This window comes from Streptomyces sp. DSM 40868, assembly GCF_011820545.1.
Classification (GTDB): Bacteria; Actinomycetota; Actinomycetes; order Streptomycetales; family Streptomycetaceae; genus Streptomyces; species Streptomyces eurythermus.
In genome coordinates, this window is sequence record NZ_CP050504.1 from 4,546,173 (window position 1) to 4,565,537 (window position 19,365).

General features: G+C 73.5%; 16 protein-coding genes. 12 read left to right on the forward strand and 4 right to left on the reverse strand.

Annotated features, from left to right (window positions below):
• The first annotated feature begins 126 nt into the window (after positions 1 to 126).
• Positions 127 to 1,641, forward strand: a complete 1,515-nt coding sequence (locus HB370_RS20715) for a 3-hydroxyacyl-CoA dehydrogenase (protein ID WP_030780800.1) — start codon at positions 127 to 129, stop codon at positions 1,639 to 1,641.
• Positions 1,638 to 2,225 carry a TetR/AcrR family transcriptional regulator gene (locus HB370_RS20720; RefSeq protein WP_030780797.1) on the forward strand — a complete coding sequence of 196 codons (588 nt, stop codon included), beginning with the start codon at positions 1,638 to 1,640 and terminating at the stop codon, positions 2,223 to 2,225. Before HB370_RS20715 ends, HB370_RS20720 begins: the two co-directional genes overlap by 4 nt.
• A 2-nt stretch (positions 2,226 to 2,227) precedes the next feature.
• On the opposite strand, the gene HB370_RS20725 is transcribed toward HB370_RS20720, so the two are convergent.
• The gene (locus HB370_RS20725; RefSeq protein WP_030780794.1) at positions 2,228 to 2,713 is read right to left on the reverse strand and encodes an Lrp/AsnC family transcriptional regulator; all 486 of its coding nucleotides are present in this window, start codon (positions 2,711 to 2,713) and stop codon (positions 2,228 to 2,230) included.
• Positions 2,714 to 2,901: 188 nt separating this feature from the next.
• Between HB370_RS20725 and pdhA (HB370_RS20730) the strand changes: the two genes are divergently transcribed.
• The 7 genes from pdhA (HB370_RS20730) to HB370_RS20760 all read left to right on the forward strand — a co-directional run bounded on the left by pdhA (HB370_RS20730) (position 2,902) and on the right by HB370_RS20760 (position 11,017).
• Positions 2,902 to 4,074, forward strand: coding sequence for a pyruvate dehydrogenase (acetyl-transferring) E1 component subunit alpha (gene pdhA, locus HB370_RS20730; RefSeq protein WP_030780791.1), 1,173 nt, complete (start codon positions 2,902 to 2,904; stop codon positions 4,072 to 4,074).
• Positions 4,071 to 5,075: an alpha-ketoacid dehydrogenase subunit beta gene (locus tag HB370_RS20735; protein ID WP_030780788.1), complete on the forward strand. Its 1,005-nt coding sequence runs from the start codon at positions 4,071 to 4,073 to the stop codon at positions 5,073 to 5,075. Before pdhA (HB370_RS20730) ends, HB370_RS20735 begins: the two co-directional genes overlap by 4 nt.
• Positions 5,075 to 6,472: a dihydrolipoamide acetyltransferase family protein gene (locus tag HB370_RS20740; protein ID WP_030780785.1), complete on the forward strand. Its 1,398-nt coding sequence runs from the start codon at positions 5,075 to 5,077 to the stop codon at positions 6,470 to 6,472. The genes HB370_RS20735 and HB370_RS20740 overlap by 1 nt, the downstream gene beginning before the upstream one ends.
• Before the next feature lie 123 nt (positions 6,473 to 6,595).
• Positions 6,596 to 7,510 (forward strand): NTP transferase domain-containing protein, encoded by a 915-nt coding sequence (locus HB370_RS20745; RefSeq protein ID WP_030780782.1) that lies wholly within the window; start codon positions 6,596 to 6,598, stop codon positions 7,508 to 7,510.
• Positions 7,507 to 8,913, forward strand: a complete 1,407-nt coding sequence (locus tag HB370_RS20750) for a molybdopterin molybdotransferase MoeA (RefSeq protein ID WP_030780779.1) — start codon at positions 7,507 to 7,509, stop codon at positions 8,911 to 8,913. Before HB370_RS20745 ends, HB370_RS20750 begins: the two co-directional genes overlap by 4 nt.
• Positions 8,910 to 10,007: a potassium channel family protein gene (locus HB370_RS20755; protein WP_078637478.1), complete on the forward strand. Its 1,098-nt coding sequence runs from the start codon at positions 8,910 to 8,912 to the stop codon at positions 10,005 to 10,007. The genes HB370_RS20750 and HB370_RS20755 overlap by 4 nt, the downstream gene beginning before the upstream one ends.
• Before the next feature lie 29 nt (positions 10,008 to 10,036).
• Entirely contained in the window at positions 10,037 to 11,017 is a 981-nt protein-coding gene (locus HB370_RS20760) for an NAD(P)H-quinone oxidoreductase (RefSeq protein ID WP_030780773.1), read from the forward strand.
• A 41-nt stretch (positions 11,018 to 11,058) separates the two neighbouring features.
• On the opposite strand, the gene HB370_RS20765 is transcribed toward HB370_RS20760, so the two are convergent.
• Positions 11,059 to 11,952 (reverse strand): hypothetical protein, encoded by an 894-nt coding sequence (locus HB370_RS20765; protein WP_030780770.1) that lies wholly within the window; start codon positions 11,950 to 11,952, stop codon positions 11,059 to 11,061.
• A gap of 174 nt (positions 11,953 to 12,126) precedes the next feature.
• Here HB370_RS20765 and HB370_RS20770 point away from each other — a divergent pair, with 174 nt between their 5' ends.
• Positions 12,127 to 12,663: a bacterial proteasome activator family protein gene (locus tag HB370_RS20770; RefSeq protein ID WP_030780767.1), complete on the forward strand. Its 537-nt coding sequence runs from the start codon at positions 12,127 to 12,129 to the stop codon at positions 12,661 to 12,663.
• Between the two features lie 160 nt (positions 12,664 to 12,823).
• On the opposite strand, the gene HB370_RS20775 is transcribed toward HB370_RS20770, so the two are convergent.
• Positions 12,824 to 14,482 carry a Stk1 family PASTA domain-containing Ser/Thr kinase gene (locus HB370_RS20775; RefSeq protein WP_030780764.1) on the reverse strand — a complete coding sequence of 553 codons (1,659 nt, stop codon included), beginning with the start codon at positions 14,480 to 14,482 and terminating at the stop codon, positions 12,824 to 12,826.
• Between the two features lie 343 nt (positions 14,483 to 14,825).
• Here HB370_RS20775 and HB370_RS20780 point away from each other — a divergent pair, with 343 nt between their 5' ends.
• Positions 14,826 to 16,475, forward strand: a complete 1,650-nt coding sequence (locus HB370_RS20780; protein WP_106980629.1) for a protein kinase — start codon at positions 14,826 to 14,828, stop codon at positions 16,473 to 16,475.
• Between the two features lie 114 nt (positions 16,476 to 16,589).
• Here the strand turns inward: HB370_RS20780 and HB370_RS20785 are convergent, their stop codons facing one another.
• Positions 16,590 to 17,606 (reverse strand): phosphotransferase, encoded by a 1,017-nt coding sequence (locus HB370_RS20785; RefSeq protein WP_030780758.1) that lies wholly within the window; start codon positions 17,604 to 17,606, stop codon positions 16,590 to 16,592.
• Positions 17,607 to 18,147: 541 nt separating this feature from the next.
• Here HB370_RS20785 and pdhA (HB370_RS20790) point away from each other — a divergent pair.
• Entirely contained in the window at positions 18,148 to 19,365 is a 1,218-nt protein-coding gene (pdhA, locus tag HB370_RS20790; protein WP_030780755.1) for a pyruvate dehydrogenase (acetyl-transferring) E1 component subunit alpha, read from the forward strand.

The window sequence follows — 19,365 nt, forward strand, 5'->3', positions numbered from 1 at the left end:
GAGCCTCTTCGTCGAGTCCGTGACCTGGGCAGGGGCTGCCCGTCAGAGCTAGAGTAACCGAACGATCGGTCGGGACAAGGGGGTCCGCCGCATCTGTGGAAAACGTCGTGCGGGAGGATCGCGCACATGACAGCACTCGACCTCAGCAGCCCCGTGGCCGTCGTCGGCACCGGCACCATGGGCCAGGGCATCGCCCAGGTCGCGCTGGTCGCCGGCCATCCCGTGCGGCTCTACGACGCCGTACCCGGGCGGGCCCGGGACGCGGCCGAAGCGATCGGCGCCCGGCTCGACCGGCTCGTGGAGAAGGGCCGGCTCTCCGCCGGCGACCGGGACGCGGCCCGCGCCCGCCTCACGCCCGCGGACGGCCTCGCGGAGCTGGCCGACTGCGCCCTGGTGGTGGAGGCCGTCCTGGAACGGCTGGACGTCAAGCAGCGGCTCTTCGGCGAGCTGGAGGAGATCGTCGCCGAGGACTGCCTGCTGGCCACCAACACCTCCTCGCTGTCGGTGACGGCCATCGGCGGCGCCCTGCGCCACCCCGGCCGCTTCGTCGGCCTGCACTTCTTCAACCCGGCGCCACTGCTGCCGCTGGTGGAGGTGGTCTCCGGGTTCGCCACCGACGTCACGTCGGCCACGCGCGCGTACGAGACCGCCCGCGCCTGGGGGAAGACCCCGGTGGCCTGCGCCGACACCCCCGGCTTCATCGTCAACCGCATCGCCCGGCCCTTCTACGCCGAGGCGTTCGCCGTCTACGAGGCCCAGGCCGCCGACCCCGCGACCATCGACGCGGTCCTGCGCGAGTCGGGCGGGTTCAAGATGGGCGCCTTCGAACTGACCGACCTGATCGGCCAGGACGTCAACGAGTCCGTCACCCACTCGGTGTGGCAGTCCTTCTTCCAGGACGTGCGCTTCACGCCTTCCCTGGCCCAGCGCCGGCTGGTGGAGTCCGGCCGGCTCGGCCGCAAGAGCGGGCGCGGCTGGTACGACTACGCCGAGGGCGCCGAGCGGCCCGAGCCGCACACCGCCGACAAGGAGCGGCCGCCCGCCCACGTCGTCGCCGAGGGCGGCCTGGGGCCGGCGGCCGAGCTGCTCACGCTGATCCGCGAGGCGGGCATCGAGGTCCGCGAGGAGGACGAGAACCAGGGCACCCGCCTGGTGCTGCCCGGCGGCGGCGACCTGGTCCTGGCCGACGGCCAGACCTCCGCCGAGTTCGGGGACGTCGTCTACTTCGACCTCGCCCTGGACTACCGCGCGGCCACCCGCATCGCCCTGTCCGCCTCCCAGGACACCTCGCCGCGCACCCTCGCCGAGGCCACCGGGCTCTTCCAGGCGCTCGGCAAGGACGTCAGCGTCATCGGCGACGTCCCCGGCATGATCGTCGCGCGCACCGTCGCCCGGATCATCGACCTCGCCCACGACGCCGTCGCCAAGGGCGTGGCCACCGAGGAGGACATCGACACCGCGATGCGCCTGGGCGTCAACTACCCGCTGGGGCCCTTCGAGTGGGGCCGCAGGCTCGGCCGCGACTTCGCCTTCGACATCCTGGACGAGATGCACGAGCGCGACCCTTCCGGACGCTACGCGCCCTCCCTCGCGCTCTACCGTCACGCCTATGCCAACGACCGGCGGGAGAGCACCTCATGACCACGGCCAGACGCGACACGTACACCCCCGAGACGCTGCTCTCCGTCGCCGTGCGGGTCTTCAACGAGCGCGGTTACGACGGCACCTCCATGGAGCACCTGTCCAAGGCGGCCGGCATCTCCAAGTCGTCGATCTACCACCACGTCAGCGGCAAGGAGGAGCTGCTGCGCCGGGCCGTCAGCCGCGCCCTGGACGGCCTGTTCGCCATCCTGGACGAGGAGCCCGCGCGCGTGGGGCGCGCCGCCGACCGGCTGGAGCACGTCGTGCGCCGCATGGTCGAGGTACTCACCGCCGAACTGCCCTATGTGACGCTGCTGCTGCGCGTGCGCGGCAACACCGAGACCGAGCGGTGGGCGCTGGAGCGGCGCCGCGACTTCGACCACCGGGTGGCCGAGCTGATGAAGGCGGCGGCGGCCGACGGGGACATACGCGGCGACGTGGAGGTGCGGCTGGCCACCCGGCTGGTCTTCGGAATGATCAACTCCATCGTGGAGTGGTACCGGCCGGAGGCGCGCGGCGCGACCGGCCCGGAGATGGCCGACGCCGTCGTCCGGCTGGTCTTCTCGGGGCTGCGCCGCGCCTGACCTCAGCCGTCCGGCTCCAGGTCCTCCTCCTCGAACACCAGCAGCGTGCGGGTGCTGAGCACCTCGGGGATCGCCTGGAGCCGCGTCAGCACCAGCTCGCGCAGCGCCCGGTTGTCGGGCGTGTGGACCAGCAGCAGCACGTCGAAGTCGCCGCCCACCAGGGCGATGTGGGAGGCGCCGGGCAGCTGCCGGAGCTGCTCGCGGACCGTGCGCCAGCTGTTCTGGACGATCTTCAATGTGATGTACGCGGACGTGCCGTGACCTGCCCGTTCGTGATCCACGCGGGCGCTGAAACCCCGGATCACCCCGTCCTCGACGAGCCGGTTGATCCGCGCGTAGGCGTTGGCGCGCGAGACGTGGACGCGCTCGGCGACGGACCGTATCGAGGCCCGGCCGTCCCCCTGGAGGATCCTCAGGATGTCCTGGTCGATGGCGTCCAGCGGGCGCGGGGGCGGCAGCGCGCCGCCGTCCTGCGGTCCGTAGGCCATTTGTTCAGGCGCCATGTTCCCCCGCTTCCCCGCCGTGGACGTCCTGCGTTCATTCCAGGCTGTGGAGAACCGTTTGTCCACAGCCCCGGGCTGCCTGTAGCCAAAATGCGCCGTCAACCGAACAATCGGTAGGTGAGACGGGTCACAGACGCTCCGTCTCCTAGCCGCTCCCACGAGGAGGTGCCGTCATGACGGTTCTGGAGCAGCGGGGCGCGTACCGGCCCTCGCCGCCGCCCGCCTGGCAGCCCCGTACGGACCCCGCGCCGCTGCTGCCCGACGCCGAGCCCTACCGCGTCCTCGGCACCGAGGCGGCCGCCAAGACCGACCCCGGCCTGCTGCTGAGGCTCTATGCCCAGCTGGTGCGCGGGCGCCGCTACAACGCGCAGGCCACGGCGCTGACCAAGCAGGGCCGGCTCGCCGTCTACCCGTCCAGCACCGGCCAGGAGGCCTGCCAGATCGGCGCCGCCCTGGCCCTCGAGGAACGCGACTGGCTCTTCCCCAGCTACCGCGACACGCTCGCCGTCGTCGCCCGGGGCGTGGACCCGGTCCAGGCGCTCACCCTGCTGCGCGGCGACTGGCACAACGGCTACGACCCCTACGCCCACCGGGTGGCCCCCCTCAGCACCCCGTTGGCCACCCAGCTGCCGCACGCCGTCGGCCTCGCCCACGCCGCCCGCCTCAAGGGCGACGACGTGGTGGCGCTGGCCATGGTCGGCGACGGCGGCACCAGCGAGGGCGACTTCCACGAGGCGCTGAACTTCGCCGCCGTATGGCAGGCCCCGGTCGTCTTCCTGGTCCAGAACAACGGCTTCGCCATCTCCGTCCCGCTCGCCAAGCAGACCGCCGCGCCCTCCCTGGCCCACAAGGCCGTCGGGTACGGCATGCCGGGCCGGCTGGTCGACGGCAACGACGCCGCCGCCGTGCACGAAGTCCTCGCCGAGGCCGTACGGCACGCGCGCGCGGGCGGTGGCCCGACCCTGGTGGAAGCGGTGACGTACCGCCTGGACGCCCACACCAACGCCGACGACGCCACCCGCTACCGACAGGACGCCGAGGTCGCGGCCTGGCGCGCGCACGACCCGGTCGAGCTGCTGGAACGCGAACTGACCGCACGCGGGCTGCTGGACGAGGCCGGTGTCGAGGCCGCCCGGCAGGACGCCGAGACCATGGCCGCCTCCTTGCGCGAACACATGAACCGGGATCCCGAACTCGACCCCATGGACCTCTTCGACCACGTCTACGCCGACACGACCGCCCAGCTGCGCGAACAGCGGGCCCTGTTGCGGGCCGAGCTGGAAGCCGAGCGGGAGCAGTCAGGGGCCGGCGACGAGCCCGGCGCGCGGGAAGGCGGCGCCCGATGACCACCGTCGCCGTCAAGCCCGCCACCCTGGCCCAGGCACTCACGCGCGCGATGCGCGACGCCATGGCCGCCGATCCCGCCGTGCACGTCCTGGGCGAGGACGTCGGCACCCTCGGCGGGGTCTTCCGCGTCACCGACGGGCTCGCCAAGGAGTTCGGCGAGGACCGCTGTACCGACACCCCGCTCGCCGAGGCGGGCATCCTCGGTACCGCCGTCGGCATGGCGATGTACGGGCTGCGCCCGGTCGTGGAGATGCAGTTCGACGCCTTCGCCTACCCGGCGTTCGAGCAACTGGTCAGCCACGTCGCCCGGATGCGCAACCGCACGCGCGGCCGGATGCCCCTGCCGATCACCGTCCGCGTCCCCTACGGCGGCGGCATCGGCGGCGTCGAGCACCACAGCGACTCGTCCGAGGCCTACTACATGGCCACCCCGGGCCTGCACGTCGTCACCCCGGCCACCGTCGCCGACGCCTACGGGCTGCTGCGCCAGGCCATCGCCTCCGACGACCCGGTGGTCTTCCTCGAACCCAAGCGGCTGTACTGGTCGAAGGACACCTGGGACCCCGAGCGGCCCACGGACGTGGCGCCCATCGGACGCGCGGTGGTGCGCCGCCCCGGCAGCAGCGCCACACTGATCACCTACGGCCCCTCCGTGCCGGTCTGTCTGGAGGCCGCCGAGGCCGCCCGGGCCGAGGGCTGGGACCTGGAGGTGATCGACCTGCGCTCCCTGGTGCCCTTCGACGACGAGACGGTCTGCGCGGCCGTCCGGCGCACCGGCCGCGCGGTCGTCGTCCACGAGTCCACCGGGTTCGGCGGCCCGGGCGGCGAGATCGCGGCCCGGATCACCGAACGCTGCTTCCACCACCTGGAGGCGCCGGTGCTGCGCGTGGCCGGCTTCGACATCCCCTATCCGCCGCCCATGCTGGAGCGGCACCACCTGCCCGGCGTCGACCGCATCCTGGACGCCGTGGCCCGGCTGCAGTGGGAGGCCGAGGGCTGATGGCTCAGGTGCTGGAGTTCAAGCTGCCCGACCTCGGCGAGGGGCTCACCGAGGCGGAGATCGTCCGCTGGCTGGTCCAGGTCGGCGACGTGGTCGCCGTCGATCAGCCGGTGGTCGAGGTGGAGACGGCCAAGGCGATGGTCGAGGTGCCCTGTCCCTACGGCGGCGTGGTCACCGCCCGCTTCGGCGAGGAGGGCGCCGAACTGCCCGTCGGCGCCCCGCTCCTGACGGTCGCCGTCGGCGAACCGGAGGACGGCACGGAGGGCTCGGGCAACGTCCTGGTCGGCTACGGCACCCAGGCACCGGCGGCCCGCCGGCGCCGGGTCCGGGCGGGCACGGCCGCCGTCGACGGACAGGCCCGGCGTCCGGGCACCGCCGACGCCGCCCCGCACGCGCGCGTGGCCGCGCCGCCGCCGACGGCCGGCACCGCACCCGTGTCGGGGCCGGCGGCCGCCCCCGCACCCGCTGGGGGACCGGTCCCCGTGATCTCCCCGCTCGTGCGCAAGCTCGCCCGGGACAACGACCTCGACCTCAGGCAGCTGACCGGCTCCGGCCCGGACGGCCTCATCCTGCGCGCGGACGTCGAGAACGCCCTGCGCACCCGGACCGCGCCCGCGGATACGGCCGCCGGCCAGGCCGTACGGACTCCCGCCGGTACGGCCGGCGGGCAAGCCGGAGCGGCCCCCGCGACAGCGCCCCGCGCCGAGGGCGGGGTGCGGATCCCGCTCAAGGGCGTCCGCGGTGCCGTCGCCGACAAGCTCTCCCGCAGCCGCCGGGAAATCCCGGACGCGACCTGCTGGGTCGACGCCGACGCGACCGGACTCATGCGCGCCCGGGCCGCCATGAACGCCACCTCCGGGCCGAAGATCTCCCTCCTCGCGCTGCTCGCCCGGATCTGCACCGCCGCGCTGGCCCGGTTCCCCGAGCTGAACTCCACCGTCGACACCGAGGCCCGCGAGATCGTCCGGCTCGACCGCGTCCACCTCGGGTTCGCCGCGCAGACCGACCGCGGGCTGGTCGTGCCGGTCGTCCGGGACGCCCACACGCGCGACGCCGAGTCCCTGACCGCCGAGTTCGCCCGGCTCACCGAGGCCGCCCGCACCGGGACACTGACCCCCGGTGAACTCACCGGCGGCACCTTCACGCTGAACAACTACGGGGTCTTCGGCGTCGACGGCTCCACGCCGATCGTCAACCACCCCGAGGCGGCCATGCTCGGCGTCGGCCGCATCGTGCCCAAGCCGTGGGTGCACGAGGGGGAGCTGGCCGTCCGGCAGGTCGTGCAGCTCTCGCTCACCTTCGACCACCGGGTGTGCGACGGCGGCACGGCGGGCGGCTTCCTGCGCTACGTGGCGGACTGCGTGGAACAGCCGGCGGTGCTGCTGCGCACCTTGTAGCAGGGCCCACCTTGTGAAGAGGGAGCGCCTTGTGAAAGGAGACACCCCTGCGGGAGGAGAGCGTGCGCATCCTGTGACCCGCGCCCGGTCCGGAAGCAGGGCCCGACGGGACATACTCGTGGGGTGACCGACGCCGCACCCGCCGCCCCCGGGACACCCGCCCCGTACGACGCCGTCGTACTGGCCGGCGGTGCCGCCCGGCGGCTCGGCGGGGCCGACAAACCCGGCGTCCGGGTCGGCGGCCGGGCGCTGCTGGACCGGGTGCTCGCGGCCTGCGCGGACGCCCGGACGACCGTCGTCGTGGCCGCGCCCCGTCCCACCGCCCGCCCGGTGCGCTGGACCCGCGAGGACCCGCCCGGCGGCGGGCCGCTCGCCGCGCTGGCGGCCGGACTGCGGCACACCACCGCCGGGCACACCGTCGTCCTCTCCGCCGATCTGCCCTTCCTCCGGTCCGGGACGCTCCGCCGGCTCCTGACCGCCCTGCGGGACACGGGCGCCGACGGTGCGCTGCTCACCGACGCGGGCGGCCGCGACCAGCCGCTCGTGGCCGCCTACCGCACGGCCGCCCTGCGCCGCGAGCTGGCCGCCCTCGCCGCCGCCCACGGCGCCCTCACCGGGCTCCCCCTGCGCCGGCTGACCGGAACCCTCCGCCTCACCCGTGTCCCGGACCCGCTCGCGTCGTTCGACTGCGACACCTGGGACGACATCGCCGACGCCAGGGCACGCATCAGGGAGCATGGGCACGTGTTGGATGAATGGATCTCCGCAGTCAAGGACGAGTTGGGCATCGACCTGGACGTCGACACCGGCGTCCTGCTCGACCTGGCCCGTGACGCCGCCCACGGCGTGGCCCGCCCCGCCGCCCCGCTGACCACCTTCCTCGTCGGCTACGCGGCGGCCCGGGGCGCGGGCGGCCCCGAGGCCGTCGCCGAGGCCGCCCGCAAGGCCGCCGCGCTGGCCTTGCGCTGGGAAGAGGAGAGCGACGCTGCCGGGAAGAGCGCTAGCGGCGGGGGCCCGAGCGCCCCGGACGCCGGATGACCGCCCCCGGCACCCCGGCCGGGGCACCCGCCGCCGACACCGACGACCTCGACGTCGAGGAGGCCCTGGCGCTGGTGCGGGAACCCCACCGGGAGCCCCCGGACGACGGCGCCGCCCGCCCGCCCGGCGGTCCGGCCGTACGACAGCCCGCCGAGCGCCACACGGCCACCCCCTGGCCCCACGCCCGCGAGATCGCCGCCCGCGCCGCCCGGACCGCGCGCGCCCACGGCCGGCAGGGCACGGCGGACAGCTCCGCCGGGGACCGGCGCGCGCCCGTCTCCGTGCCCCTCGGTGACGCCCTCGGACTGGTGCTGGCCGCCCCCCTGGACGCGCTCACCGACCTGCCCTCCTTCGACACCTCCGCGATGGACGGCTGGGCGGTCGCCGGGCCCGGGCCCTGGCAGGTACGGGAGGAGGGGGTGCTCGCCGGGCACGCCCAGCCCGAGCCGCTCACCGACGGCGTGGCGGTCCGCATCGCCACCGGCGCCCGCGTTCCCGCCGACACCACCGCCGTCCTGCGCACCGAGCACGGCCGGACCGACGCCCAGGGCCGGCTGCACCCCACCCGCGAGATGTCCCACGGTCAGGACATCCGTCCCCGGGGCCAGGAGTGCCGTACCGGTGACCAGTTGCTGCCCGTCGGTACCCTCGTCACCCCCGCCGTCCTCGGCCTCGCCGCGGCGGCCGGCTACGACACGGTCACCGTCGTTCCCCGCCCCCGCGTCGAAGTCCTGATCCTGGGCGACGAGTTGCTGACCGAGGGCCTGCCGCACGACGGCCTGATCAGGGACGCGCTCGGGCCCATGCTGCCGCCTTGGCTGCGTGCGCTCGGCGCCGACGTCGTGGCCGTGCGCCGGATCGGCGACGACGCCCGGGCGCTGCGCAAGGCGGTCACCGCCTCCCGGGCCGACCTCGTCATCACCACGGGCGGCACCGCCGCCGGACCCGTCGACCACGTCCACCCGGTCCTGGAACGCGTCGGCGCCGAACTCCTCGTGGACGGCGTCAAGGTGCGGCCGGGCCACCCCATGCTGCTGGCCCGCACCAAGGAGCACCAGCACCTCGTCGGCCTGCCCGGCAACCCCCTCGCGGCCGTCTCCGGCCTGCTCACGCTCGCCGAACCGCTGCTGCGGACCCTCGCCGCCCGCCCCGCCCCCGAGCCGTACACCCTGCCCCTGAAGGAGGCGGTGCAGGGGCACCCGTACGACACCCGGCTCATCCCCGTGGTGCTGCGCGGGGACCACGCCGTGCCGCTGCACTACAACGGCCCGGCGATGCTGCGCGGCATCGCCGCCGCCGACGCGCTGGCCGTCGTACCGCCGGGCGGGGCCCGGCAGGGCGAGGAGGCGGAGCTGCTGGACCTGCCATGGGCGACCGCCGGAATCGGGGTGTGTTTCACGTGAAACTTCCGGGCCATGACGCCATCGCCCGCCAAGCGGACGAGCATCTGGTGACCCATCGGGTGAAACTCCCGAGAAAAGTGGTGGAGCGCCCGATCCGCCAGGTCGTCAAGCGGTTGGTCATGGCCCTGGCGGTGCTGGTGGCCACCGCGTTCATCGTCTATGCCGACCACGAGGGCTACCGCGACAACGCCGACGGCTCCGTGAGCCTGCTCGACGCGTTCTACTACGCGACCGTGACCCTCTCCACCACGGGATACGGCGACATCACCCCGGTCAGCGACGGTGCCCGGCTCACCAACATCTTCCTCATCACGCCGCTGCGCGTGCTGTTCCTGATCATCCTGGTCGGCACCACGCTGGAAGTCCTCACCGAGCGCACCCGTGAGGAATGGCGCCTGAACCGCTGGAGGTCCGTCTTGCGCGATCACACCGTTGTCGTCGGCTTCGGCACGAAGGGGCGGTCGGCCATCCAGACCGTCTGCGCGACCGGGCTGAAGAAGGAGCAGGTCGTCGTGGTCGACCCCAGCTCCAAGGCGATCGACGCGGCGACCGCCGAGGGGTACGCCGGGGTGATGGGCGACGCCACCCGCAGTGAGGTGCTCAAGCGGGCCGAGGTGCACAAGGCGCGGCAGATCATCATCGCCCCGCAGCGCGACGACACCGCGGTCCTCGTCACCCTGACCGCCCGCCAGCTCAACCGCGGCGCCAAGATCGTGGCCGCCGTCCGCGAGGAGGAGAACGCCCCGCTGCTGCGGCAGTCCGGCGCCGATGCCGTCATCACCAGCTCCGGCGCGGCCGGCCGGCTGCTCGGCCTGTCCGTGCTGAGCCCGGCCGCCGGCATGGTGATGGAGGACCTCATCCAGCAGGGCAGCGGACTGGACCTCGTCGAACGGCCGGTGGTGCGCGGCGAGGTGGGCAAGACGCCGCGCGAGACGGACGACCTGGTGGTGAGCGTCGTGCGCGGGCACCGGGTGCTGGGGTACGACGACCCGTCCGTCGGCACCCTCCAGCTGACCGACCGGCTCATCACCATCGTCCGGGCCACCCCGGGCAACCAGGTCACTCCGGACACCCGCCCCCTGTCACACGGCTGACCGGGCCGGTGGGGAGTAGCGTCACCGGCATGCATGCGATCACGATTCCCCAACCCGGTGGTCCCGAGGCTCTGGTGTGGACGGACGTCCCCGATCCGGTGCCCGGCGAGGGCGAGGTGCTGGTCGAGGTGGCGGCCAGCGCCGTCAACCGTGCCGACATCCTCCAGCGCCAGGGCTCCTACTCCCCTCCGCCCGGCGCCTCCCCCTACCCCGGCCTGGAGTGCTCCGGCAGGATCGCCGCGCTCGGCCCCGGCGTCTCGGGCTGGGCCGTCGGCGACGAGGTGTGCGCGCTGCTCGCGGGCGGCGGCTACGCCGAGAAGGTCGCCGTACCGGCCGGGCAGCTGCTGCCCGTGCCCGAGGGCCTGTCCCTCCGGCAGGCGGCCGCGCTGCCCGAGGTGGTCTGCACGGTCTGGTCCAACGTGTTCATGGTCGCCCATCTGCGGCCGGGCGAGACGCTGCTGGTGCACGGCGGTTCCAGCGGCATCGGCACCATGGCGATCCAGCTGGCCAAGGCCCTCGGCGCCCGGGTCGCGGTGACCGCCGGCACGAAGGAGAAGCTGGAGCGCTGCGCCGAGCTGGGCGCGGACGTGCTCATCAACTACCGCGAGCAGGACTTCGTCGCGGAGATCAAGCAGGCCACCGACGGCGCGGGCGCCGACGTCATCCTCGACAACATGGGGGCCAAGTACCTGGACCGCAACGTCCAGGCCCTCGCCGTCAACGGACGCCTGGCGATCATCGGTATGCAGGGCGGGGTGAAGGGCGAGCTGAACATCGGCGCGCTGCTCGGCAAGCGGGGCGCCATCAGCGCGACCTCGCTGCGCGGCCGCCCGCTGGGCGAGAAGGCGGCCATCGTCGCCGCCGTCCGTGAGCATGTGTGGCCGCTGCTCGCCGCCGGGGACGTCCGGCCGATCGTGGACCGGGAGCTGCCGATGCCGGAGGCGGCCGAGGCGCACCGGCTGGTGGAGGCCAGTGGTCACATCGGCAAGGTGCTGCTGGTGGCGCCGTAGCGCGAGAGCCGGACGGGCCCCGCGTCGGCGGGGCCCTCTGGTCAGCTCCTGCGCAGTCTCAGGCCCAGCAGGGCCAGGCCGAGACCCAGGCCGATGAGCACCAGGCCGCTGCCCAGCGGCAGGATCCGCAGGACCGGCTCGGTCACGGCCTCGCTCTGCCGGCTCGCCTGCCGGGTGCCGGGCCGTGGCGCGGGCGGGGTGGAGCCCGGGCCGGCCTCCTGGGCCGGGTCCTCGGAGGCGGCGGGCACGTCCGTGGTCTCCGGCTCCGCCGGCTGGACGGCCGGGGTGGCGGTGGCGGAGTCGTCCTCGTCCTCCGCCTCGGTGGCGGGCCGGTCCGGCCGGCCCGGGCGCATCCGCCCCTCACCGGCCCGGCTGCCCGCCCGGGTGGGCTCGGTCCAGGCGAGGGAGCGATAGGGGTGGACCGAGGCCGAGGCCGAGGCGGAGTCGGACGGCAGGGGCACCGGGGTGGCGGAGTCCTTCTGCGCGGGGCCGGAGGAGGCGGACGGCCCCCGACCGGGCCGGTCGCGGCCCGGGTGATCCTCGCCCGTGTGGTCCCGGTCCCCGTCGTGCCGGTCCGTGTGGTCCCGGTCCGGGCGCTCATGTTCCGGGCGCTCCTGCTCCGGGGCACGGTGGTCCGCGTCCGGATGCCGGTCGTGCGGGCGCGCCCCGGCGGAATGGGCCTCGGCGGAATGGGTGCCGGCGGAGTGGCCCGGGGGCGGGAGCTTCGGCACCGACCGCCCCGGTGGCGCGTCCCGGGCGGGTCCCTGCCGCCCCTCGCCGTGGCTCGGCGCGGACGCGGGGGCCGGGCCCGGCTCGGCGGCGTACGCGGACGGACTGCCGTGGACGACGGCGATGCCGTACCACGGCAGCGTCGCGGCCGTGAGGACGGCCGGCAGCCGCAGACAGCGGAACGTGAGTCGCAGGCGTGGAGTCACGTCGGTGACCTCCCGGAGCCCAGGTGTCGTGACCGATGGATAACCGACGGGAACCAGCCTCACATCCAATCCGAAAGGGGGCATTTCGGATTGGGCCGTCGGGTCGAAACGGCGGATCCGCGCCACGCGGGGGCACCACGGTGATGAGGTGGGGGCGTGCGAGAGAATGACGGCATGGAGATGCCGAGGAACGAACGGTCGCCGGAGAATCCGCAGATCCTCGTCGTGGGTCAGGACGGGATGGCACTCGGCGGCGGGGACGAGGACTCCCGTGAGACCCCGGTGACGGAGCAGGTGGAGCAGCCGGCCAAGGTCATGCGGATCGGCAGCATGATCAAGCAGCTGCTGGAGGAGGTGCGGGCGGCTCCCCTCGACGAGGCCAGCCGGGTGCGGCTGAAGGAGATCCACGCCAGCTCCGTGAAGGAGCTGGAGGACGGCCTGGCCCCCGAGCTGGTCGAGGAGCTGGAACGGCTTTCCCTGCCGTTCACCGACGACGCCACTCCCAGCGACGCGGAACTGCGGATCGCCCAGGCGCAGTTGGTGGGCTGGCTGGAGGGCCTCTTCCACGGGATCCAGACGACGCTGTTCGCCCAGCAGATGGCCGCGCGGGCCCAGCTGGAGCAGATGCGCCGCGCGCTCCCGCCGGGTGTGACCGGCCCCGAGGGCGGCGACGAGCACGCGGGCGGCCGTTCGGGCGGCCCGTACCTGTAACCCGCGCGGCCCGCGCCCGGAGCGGCCACGCGATCCGACACGACACGGACACGACACGACAAGGGCCCGGCGGACGACCGCCGGGCCCTTGTCGTGTCCCGTGCCCCCCGGGGGCGTACGTGCGGTGCCCCGCCCTGCCTGCCGGTCACCGCCGGGATGGCTACTGCGGGGGATTGCCCGTCGACACGCTCAGTTCGATGGTGCCCACGTCGTCCGGGTCCACATCGGCGCCCTGGGCGGGGAACTGCTTCAGGACGGTCCCGTCGCCCCAGGTGTTGTCGTCCTCGTGGGCGATCTTCCACGTCCAGCCCGCGGCCTGGAGGCACTGCTTCACGGAGTCGATGTCCTTGTACCGGAAGTCGGGCAGCTCGATCTTGGCCGAGTCCTGCCACGACTCCTGCGGGTCGGTGCACTCGTTCTTGTCGATCCGCCGGGTGTGGTCCGGCCCGCGGTAGCCCGCCCGGTGGGACGCGGACGCCGAGGGGACGGCGCCGCCGCCCTTGGTGTCCGTGCCGTCGTCCTTCAGCGTCAGCGCGACGGTCACCCCGGCGACCACGATGGCCGCCACCGCGACCGAGGTGACGATCACCGGCCGCCTGCCGCGTCCGGAACCGCCGGACGGCCGGGACGGCTGGGACGACTGGGCCGGCCGGGGCGACATCGTGTACGGCGGCGGGGTCTGGGCGGCGGGGCCCTGCGGACCGTAGGCGACGGGCGGGGCCTGGTAACCGGCCCGCGGCGGGTAGCCGTAGGCCGGGGCGGGCGGTGTCGGCGAGCCGTACGGGTTCGGCGCCGGGGCGGGAGCCGGCTGGTACGGCGTCAGCGGCTGCGCCTGCGGGGCCGAGGCCGCCCGGTCGACCGGCGGGAACACCGCGGCGCCGACGCCCGAACCGCTCTGCCGCGGCCCGGCGTCCGGCACGATGCTCGGCGTCGCCGCCTGGAGGGAGGCCGCGACGCGCAGGCACTCGTCGCGCATGGCCTCGGCGGTCGGGAAGCGTTCGTTCGGGTTCTTCTTCAGCGCGCGGGCGACCAGCGCGTCCACGGCGGGCGGCAGCGCGCGGTTGACCGAGGAGGGCGCCACCGGCTCCTCCTGCACATGCGCGTACGCGATCGCCAGCGGCGAGTCCGCGTCGAACGGCAGCCGGCCGGTGACCAGTTGGAACAGCATGATGCCGACCGAGTACAGGTCGGAGCGGGCGTCCACGCCACGGCCGAGGGCCTGCTCGGGCGAGAGGTACTGCGGGGTGCCCACGACCATGCCGGTCTGCGTCATCGAGGTGACGCCGGACTGCATGGCGCGGGCGATGCCGAAGTCCATGACCTTGACCACACCGCGCTTGGTCGTCATCACGTTGCCCGGCTTGATGTCGCGGTGGACCAGCCCCATCTCGTGGCTGATCTCCAGGGCGGCGAGCACATCGGCGGTGATCTTCAGCGCCTTGTCGGCGGGCATCGCGCCGTACTGCCGGATGTCCTCCTCCAGGACCGAGCCCAGCGGTCGGCCCTCGACGTACTCCATGACGATGTACGGCGTGGCCATGCCGTTCAGCTCGTCCTCGCCGGTGTCGAAGACGGAGACGATGTTGGTGTGCGTGAGCTTGGCCACGGCCTGCGCCTCGCGGCGGAAGCGCTCGCGGAACGCCTGTTCCCGGCCGAGTTCGGTGTGCAGGGTCTTGATCGCGACCGGACGGTCCAGCACCGTGTCGTGCGCCAGGTGCACCGAGGCCATGCCGCCCTCGCCGAGCAGGTCGCGCAGCTGGTAGCGGCCCTGGGCCAGGGCCTGCCCCGCGTACCGGCCCGGTGCGCCGTGCTGGCTCATCTCTCCGCGTCCCCCACTGGCCGTCCGGCGCCGTGATCCAGCGAACAGGCCTTGATCGAATGTCTCATTCCCGGCCAAGTCTGCCGGAGGGCACCGACACGTCAAGCTCGGTGCCCGTTCCGTGACCGTACGCGCAAGAAGCGTCGCGCAAGCGTTACAGGGGACGTACGACCGGCGCACATAATTTGCACGACAGCGCCTGCTGGAGGTTTCATGACCGGTCCGTCTCGGGTCCGTCCCGGTTGCGGTTCCGGACCGGCGGCCCCCACGAAGGCTGTAGCGTGGCCGACGGAGACCGTAACAACACCGCGCGCACCGCGGGCAGAAACGACGGCGAGGACTGATGGCACAGACGCAGCGCTCTCAGGGCCCGTCCGACCCCGAGGCGACTGGCGGCGGCATGTCGGACGCGCCGGAGCTGTGGGGCAACGGCGGGCTCGTCGGCGACGGGCGGTACCGGCTCACGCACCGGCTCGGCCGGGGTGGCATGGCCGAGGTGTTCGCCGCCGAGGACGTCCGCCTGGGCCGCACGGTCGCGGTCAAGCTGCTCCGCGCGGACCTGGCCGAAGACCCGGTCTCCAAGGCGCGGTTCACCCGCGAGGCGCAGTCGGTCGCGGGGCTGAACCACCACGCGATCGTCGCCGTGTACGACTCCGGCGAGGACACGGTGGGCGGCCAGTCCGTGCCGTACATCGTCATGGAGCTGGTCGAGGGCCGCACCATCCGCGATCTGCTGATGAACGCCGAGGCGCCGGGCCCCGAGCAGGCTCTGATCATCGTCTCGGGGGTGCTGGAGGCGCTCGCCTACTCGCACCAGCACGGCATCGTGCACCGTGACATCAAGCCGGCGAATGTCATCATCACCCACAGCGGTGCCGTCAAGGTGATGGACTTCGGCATCGCCCGCGCCCTGCACGGCGCGTCCACGACGATGACGCAGACCGGCATGGTCATGGGCACCCCGCAGTACCTCTCCCCGGAGCAGGCGCTCGGCAAGGCCGTCGACCACCGCTCCGACCTGTACGCGACCGGCTGCCTGCTGTACGAACTGCTCGCGCTCAGGCCCCCGTTCACCGGCGAGACGCCGCTCTCCGTGGTCTACCAGCACGTCCAGGACATGCCGGTGCCGCCGTCGCAGGTCGTCGACGGCACCTGCCCGCCGGAGCTGGACGGCCTGGTGATGCGCTCCCTCGCCAAGGACCCCGACGACCGGTTCCAGACGGCCGAGGAGATGCGCGGCCTGGTCCAGTACGGCCTGCAGATGCTGTACGAGCAGGGCGGCCACACCGGCACCTGGAACACCGGCCTGGTGGAGGCGCCCGACGGCCGGCACACCCCGTCGGCCGGTTTCGCGGGGACGACCGTCATGCCGCACCCGGTGGACGCGGGCGGCACCGCGCAGATCCCGCAGCCGATCCTGCCCACGGGCTACGGCAGCGGCGACGACGGCGGCTTCGAGGGGCACGGCAACCGGGGCAGCGGGCGCGGCAAGCTGTGGATCCTCGCCGTCCTCGCGGTCATCGCGATCTCCGCGGGCGTGGCACTGGCGCTGTACAGCACGAAGGACGACGGCGGCAAGGGCGGATCCGACACCAAGCCGTCCGCGACGCACTCCAAGAACACCGAGAAGGAGTCGCCCTCCCCGACCCCGTCCGACGAGGACACCACCGGCGAGCCGTCGGACACCTCGGCGGGGACGGGTGAGTGGAACACGAGCGGTGGCGGCACGGGCGGGGGGCCGGCGACCACGCCGTCGTACCCCCAGTCGCAGTCGGCCTCCCCGCCCCCGAGCAACCAGCCGTCGAGCCCGCAGACCACGCCGTCGCAGCCCACGGACCCGGTGAACGGCGGCACCGACGCCGGCACCACCGAGGGCGGCACGGACGAGGGCACGACCGAGGGCGGCGACACGACCGAGGGCACCACGACCGAGGGCGGCACCTCCGAGGGCACCACGACCGTCGGCGGCACCGCGGGTGACACCGCCGGTTGAAGCGCACCGGCGACGACCGGGCCGACGACACCCTGAGGTGACGCCGGCCGTTCGCCGCGCGCATCGAGGTGACGCCGGCCGCTCACCGCGCGCGTCGAGGCCGGCGTCGCCCGCTCACCGCACGAACGCGTCGCACACCGCGTCGTACTCGCGCGTCCACCACACCGCGAGCGCCGACGCGGCCGGGAACTGGCAGTCCGCGCGCGTGTCGCCGCGTTCGTAGTGCCAGCGCAGCATCCAGAAGTCGTTCAGCCGCTCCCACCACACGCGGTGCACGGCCGCCGTCAGCTCCGAGGGCGTGGCACCGGCCGCGCGCCGGTACGCGCGCGCGTAGGCCCGCACTTTGGGCAGGTGCAGCCGTCCGGAGGGGCGTACGAAGAAGATGGCGGCGGCACGGACGGCCTCCTCCGCGCGCGGCTGCACCCCGAGCCGGTCCCAGTCCACGATGGCGGCCGGGGCGTCGTCCTTGTAGAGCAGGTTGAACGGGTGGAAGTCGCCGTGCACCCAGCCCACCGGGCCGCCGCGCGGCGGGCGCCGGTCCGCGTGCTGCTCCAGCAGGGCGCGGCGCTCCAGCAGCCGGTGCCGGGCGAGTTCGTCGAAGGCGTCGGCGGGCCGGTGCCGGCGTACGTGCGCCAGCAGGTCGTCGATGAGGGCGAAGGTGTCGGCCGGGTCGGCGCTCTCCACGGGGTGCGGGCTCGTCGCCGGGCGGGTACGGCCCTTGGGCGGCATCACCCGCTCCAGGCAGGCGTGGACGGCGCCCAGGAGCGCGCCGAGGCGGGCGCTCTCCGCGCGGGTGAGCTGGCCGCCGTGGCGGTGTCCGCCGTCGATCCAGGGGTGCAGGGCGTAGGCGTGGCCGCCGACGACCGCGACCGTGCGGCCCTCGCGGTGCGCGAGCGGCGGGGCGACCGGGACGCCGAGGTCGGCCAGCCGCTGGGTGGCCCGGTGCCGGCGCTCGATGGCGGCCGGGTCGGCGGTGTCCGGATCGAAGTGGTGCTTGAGGAAGTACCGGCCGCGGGTGGTGCACAGCCGGTAGCCGCGGTTGAGCAGCCCCTGGTCGACCGGCTCACAGGTGAGGGCGGTTCCCGCGGCGTACAGGCGCAGCAGGGCGGACAGAGGGGGCGCGTGAGGCACGACAGGTGGTACACATGAGCGCGGCACGCGCCAGATGTTAGGGCACACGGGAAGCCCGTGAGCTGGGCGTTGTCACAGACAGTCTCCGGCGATCGCTTTCGGTCACGGGCCGGGCATTTGCTCGTACATTCGGGTGACAGTGAAGGCCCCCGGTATCGCCATCGCATTCCGGACTCAGGCAGCCGGGCGGAAATAACGGGATTTCTCCCGCTTCGTGTACGAGTCCCGTCTCACATTGAACTCTTCCCGTGACCTGGGTCGTCGGGATAACGTGCGCTTGCTCGGGCCAGCCGCAAGGCTGTGACCAGCACGCTTTCCCATCCCCTCGATTTACTTGGAAATCCAAGCAAAATCGCAGGTCAAACGGGGTTTCACAGAAATGTGGGGCACTGGGTAACGTGATGGTTGCAGGGCGCTCGCCGGGGCACCTGTCACGCCTGTTCCCGGCCGAGTGGCACCCACCCCGTGCCCGGTGGTCGAAACAGGTGAGCCGCACTGGCCTACCGGCAACCCCGGGGGCCGGAACGACGGAGGAGCACACGTGACCGTGGAGAGCAGTGCCGCGCGCAAGCCGCGACGCACCGCCGCAGGCAAAGCCGGCACCACCGGCAGCAAGACCGGAGCCACCGGCACCAAGCGCACCACCCGTACCACCCGCAGTACCGCGAAGAAGAGCACCGACCCCGACCTCGTACAGCTCCTGACGCCCGAGGGCGAGCGGGTCGCGAACGCCGAGTACGACGCCTACGTCGCCGGCATCACCCCCGAGGAACTGCGCGGCCTGTACCGCGACATGGTGCTCACCCGCCGCTTCGACGCCGAGGCCACCGCCCTGCAGCGCCAGGGCGAGCTGGGCCTGTGGGCCTCCCTGCTGGGACAGGAGGCCGCCCAGATCGGCTCGGGCCGCGCCACCCGTCCGGACGACTACGTCTTCCCGACCTACCGCGAGCACGGCGTCGCCTGGTGCCGCGGCGTCGACCCGACCAACCTGCTCGGCATGTTCCGCGGCGTGAACAACGGCGGCTGGGACCCGAACAGCAACAACTTCCACCTGTACACGATCGTCATCGGCTCCCAGGCGCTGCACGCCACCGGTTACGCGATGGGCGTGGCCAAGGACGGCGCGGACTCGGCGGTCATCGCCTACTTCGGCGACGGCGCCTCCAGCCAGGGCGACGTGGCCGAGTCCTTCACCTTCTCCGCGGTCTACAACGCCCCCGTGGTGTTCTTCTGCCAGAACAACCAGTGGGCGATCTCCGAGCCGACCGAGAAGCAGACCCGCGTCCCGCTGTACCAGCGGGCCCAGGGCTACGGCTTCCCGGGCGTCCGGGTCGACGGCAACGACGTGCTGGCCTGTCTCGCGGTCACCAAGCGGGCGCTGGAGCGGGCCCGCAACGGCGAGGGCCCCACCCTGGTCGAGGCGTACACCTACCGCATGGGCGCCCACACCACCTCCGACGACCCCACCCGCTACCGGGGCGACGAGGAGCGGCAGGCCTGGGAGGCGAAGGACCCGATCCTGCGCCTGCACCGCTACCTGGAGGCAACGAACCACGCGGACGAGGGATTCTTCGCGGAACTCGAGGCCGAGTCCGAGGCGTTGGGCAAGCGAGTGCGCGAAGCGGTCCGCGCCATGCCCGACCCGGACCGGTTCGCCCTCTTCGAGAACGTGTACGCGGACGGACACGCGCTCGTGGACGAGGAGCGCGCCCAGTTCGCTGCCTACCAGGCGTCGTTCGCCGATGAAGGGGGTCACTGA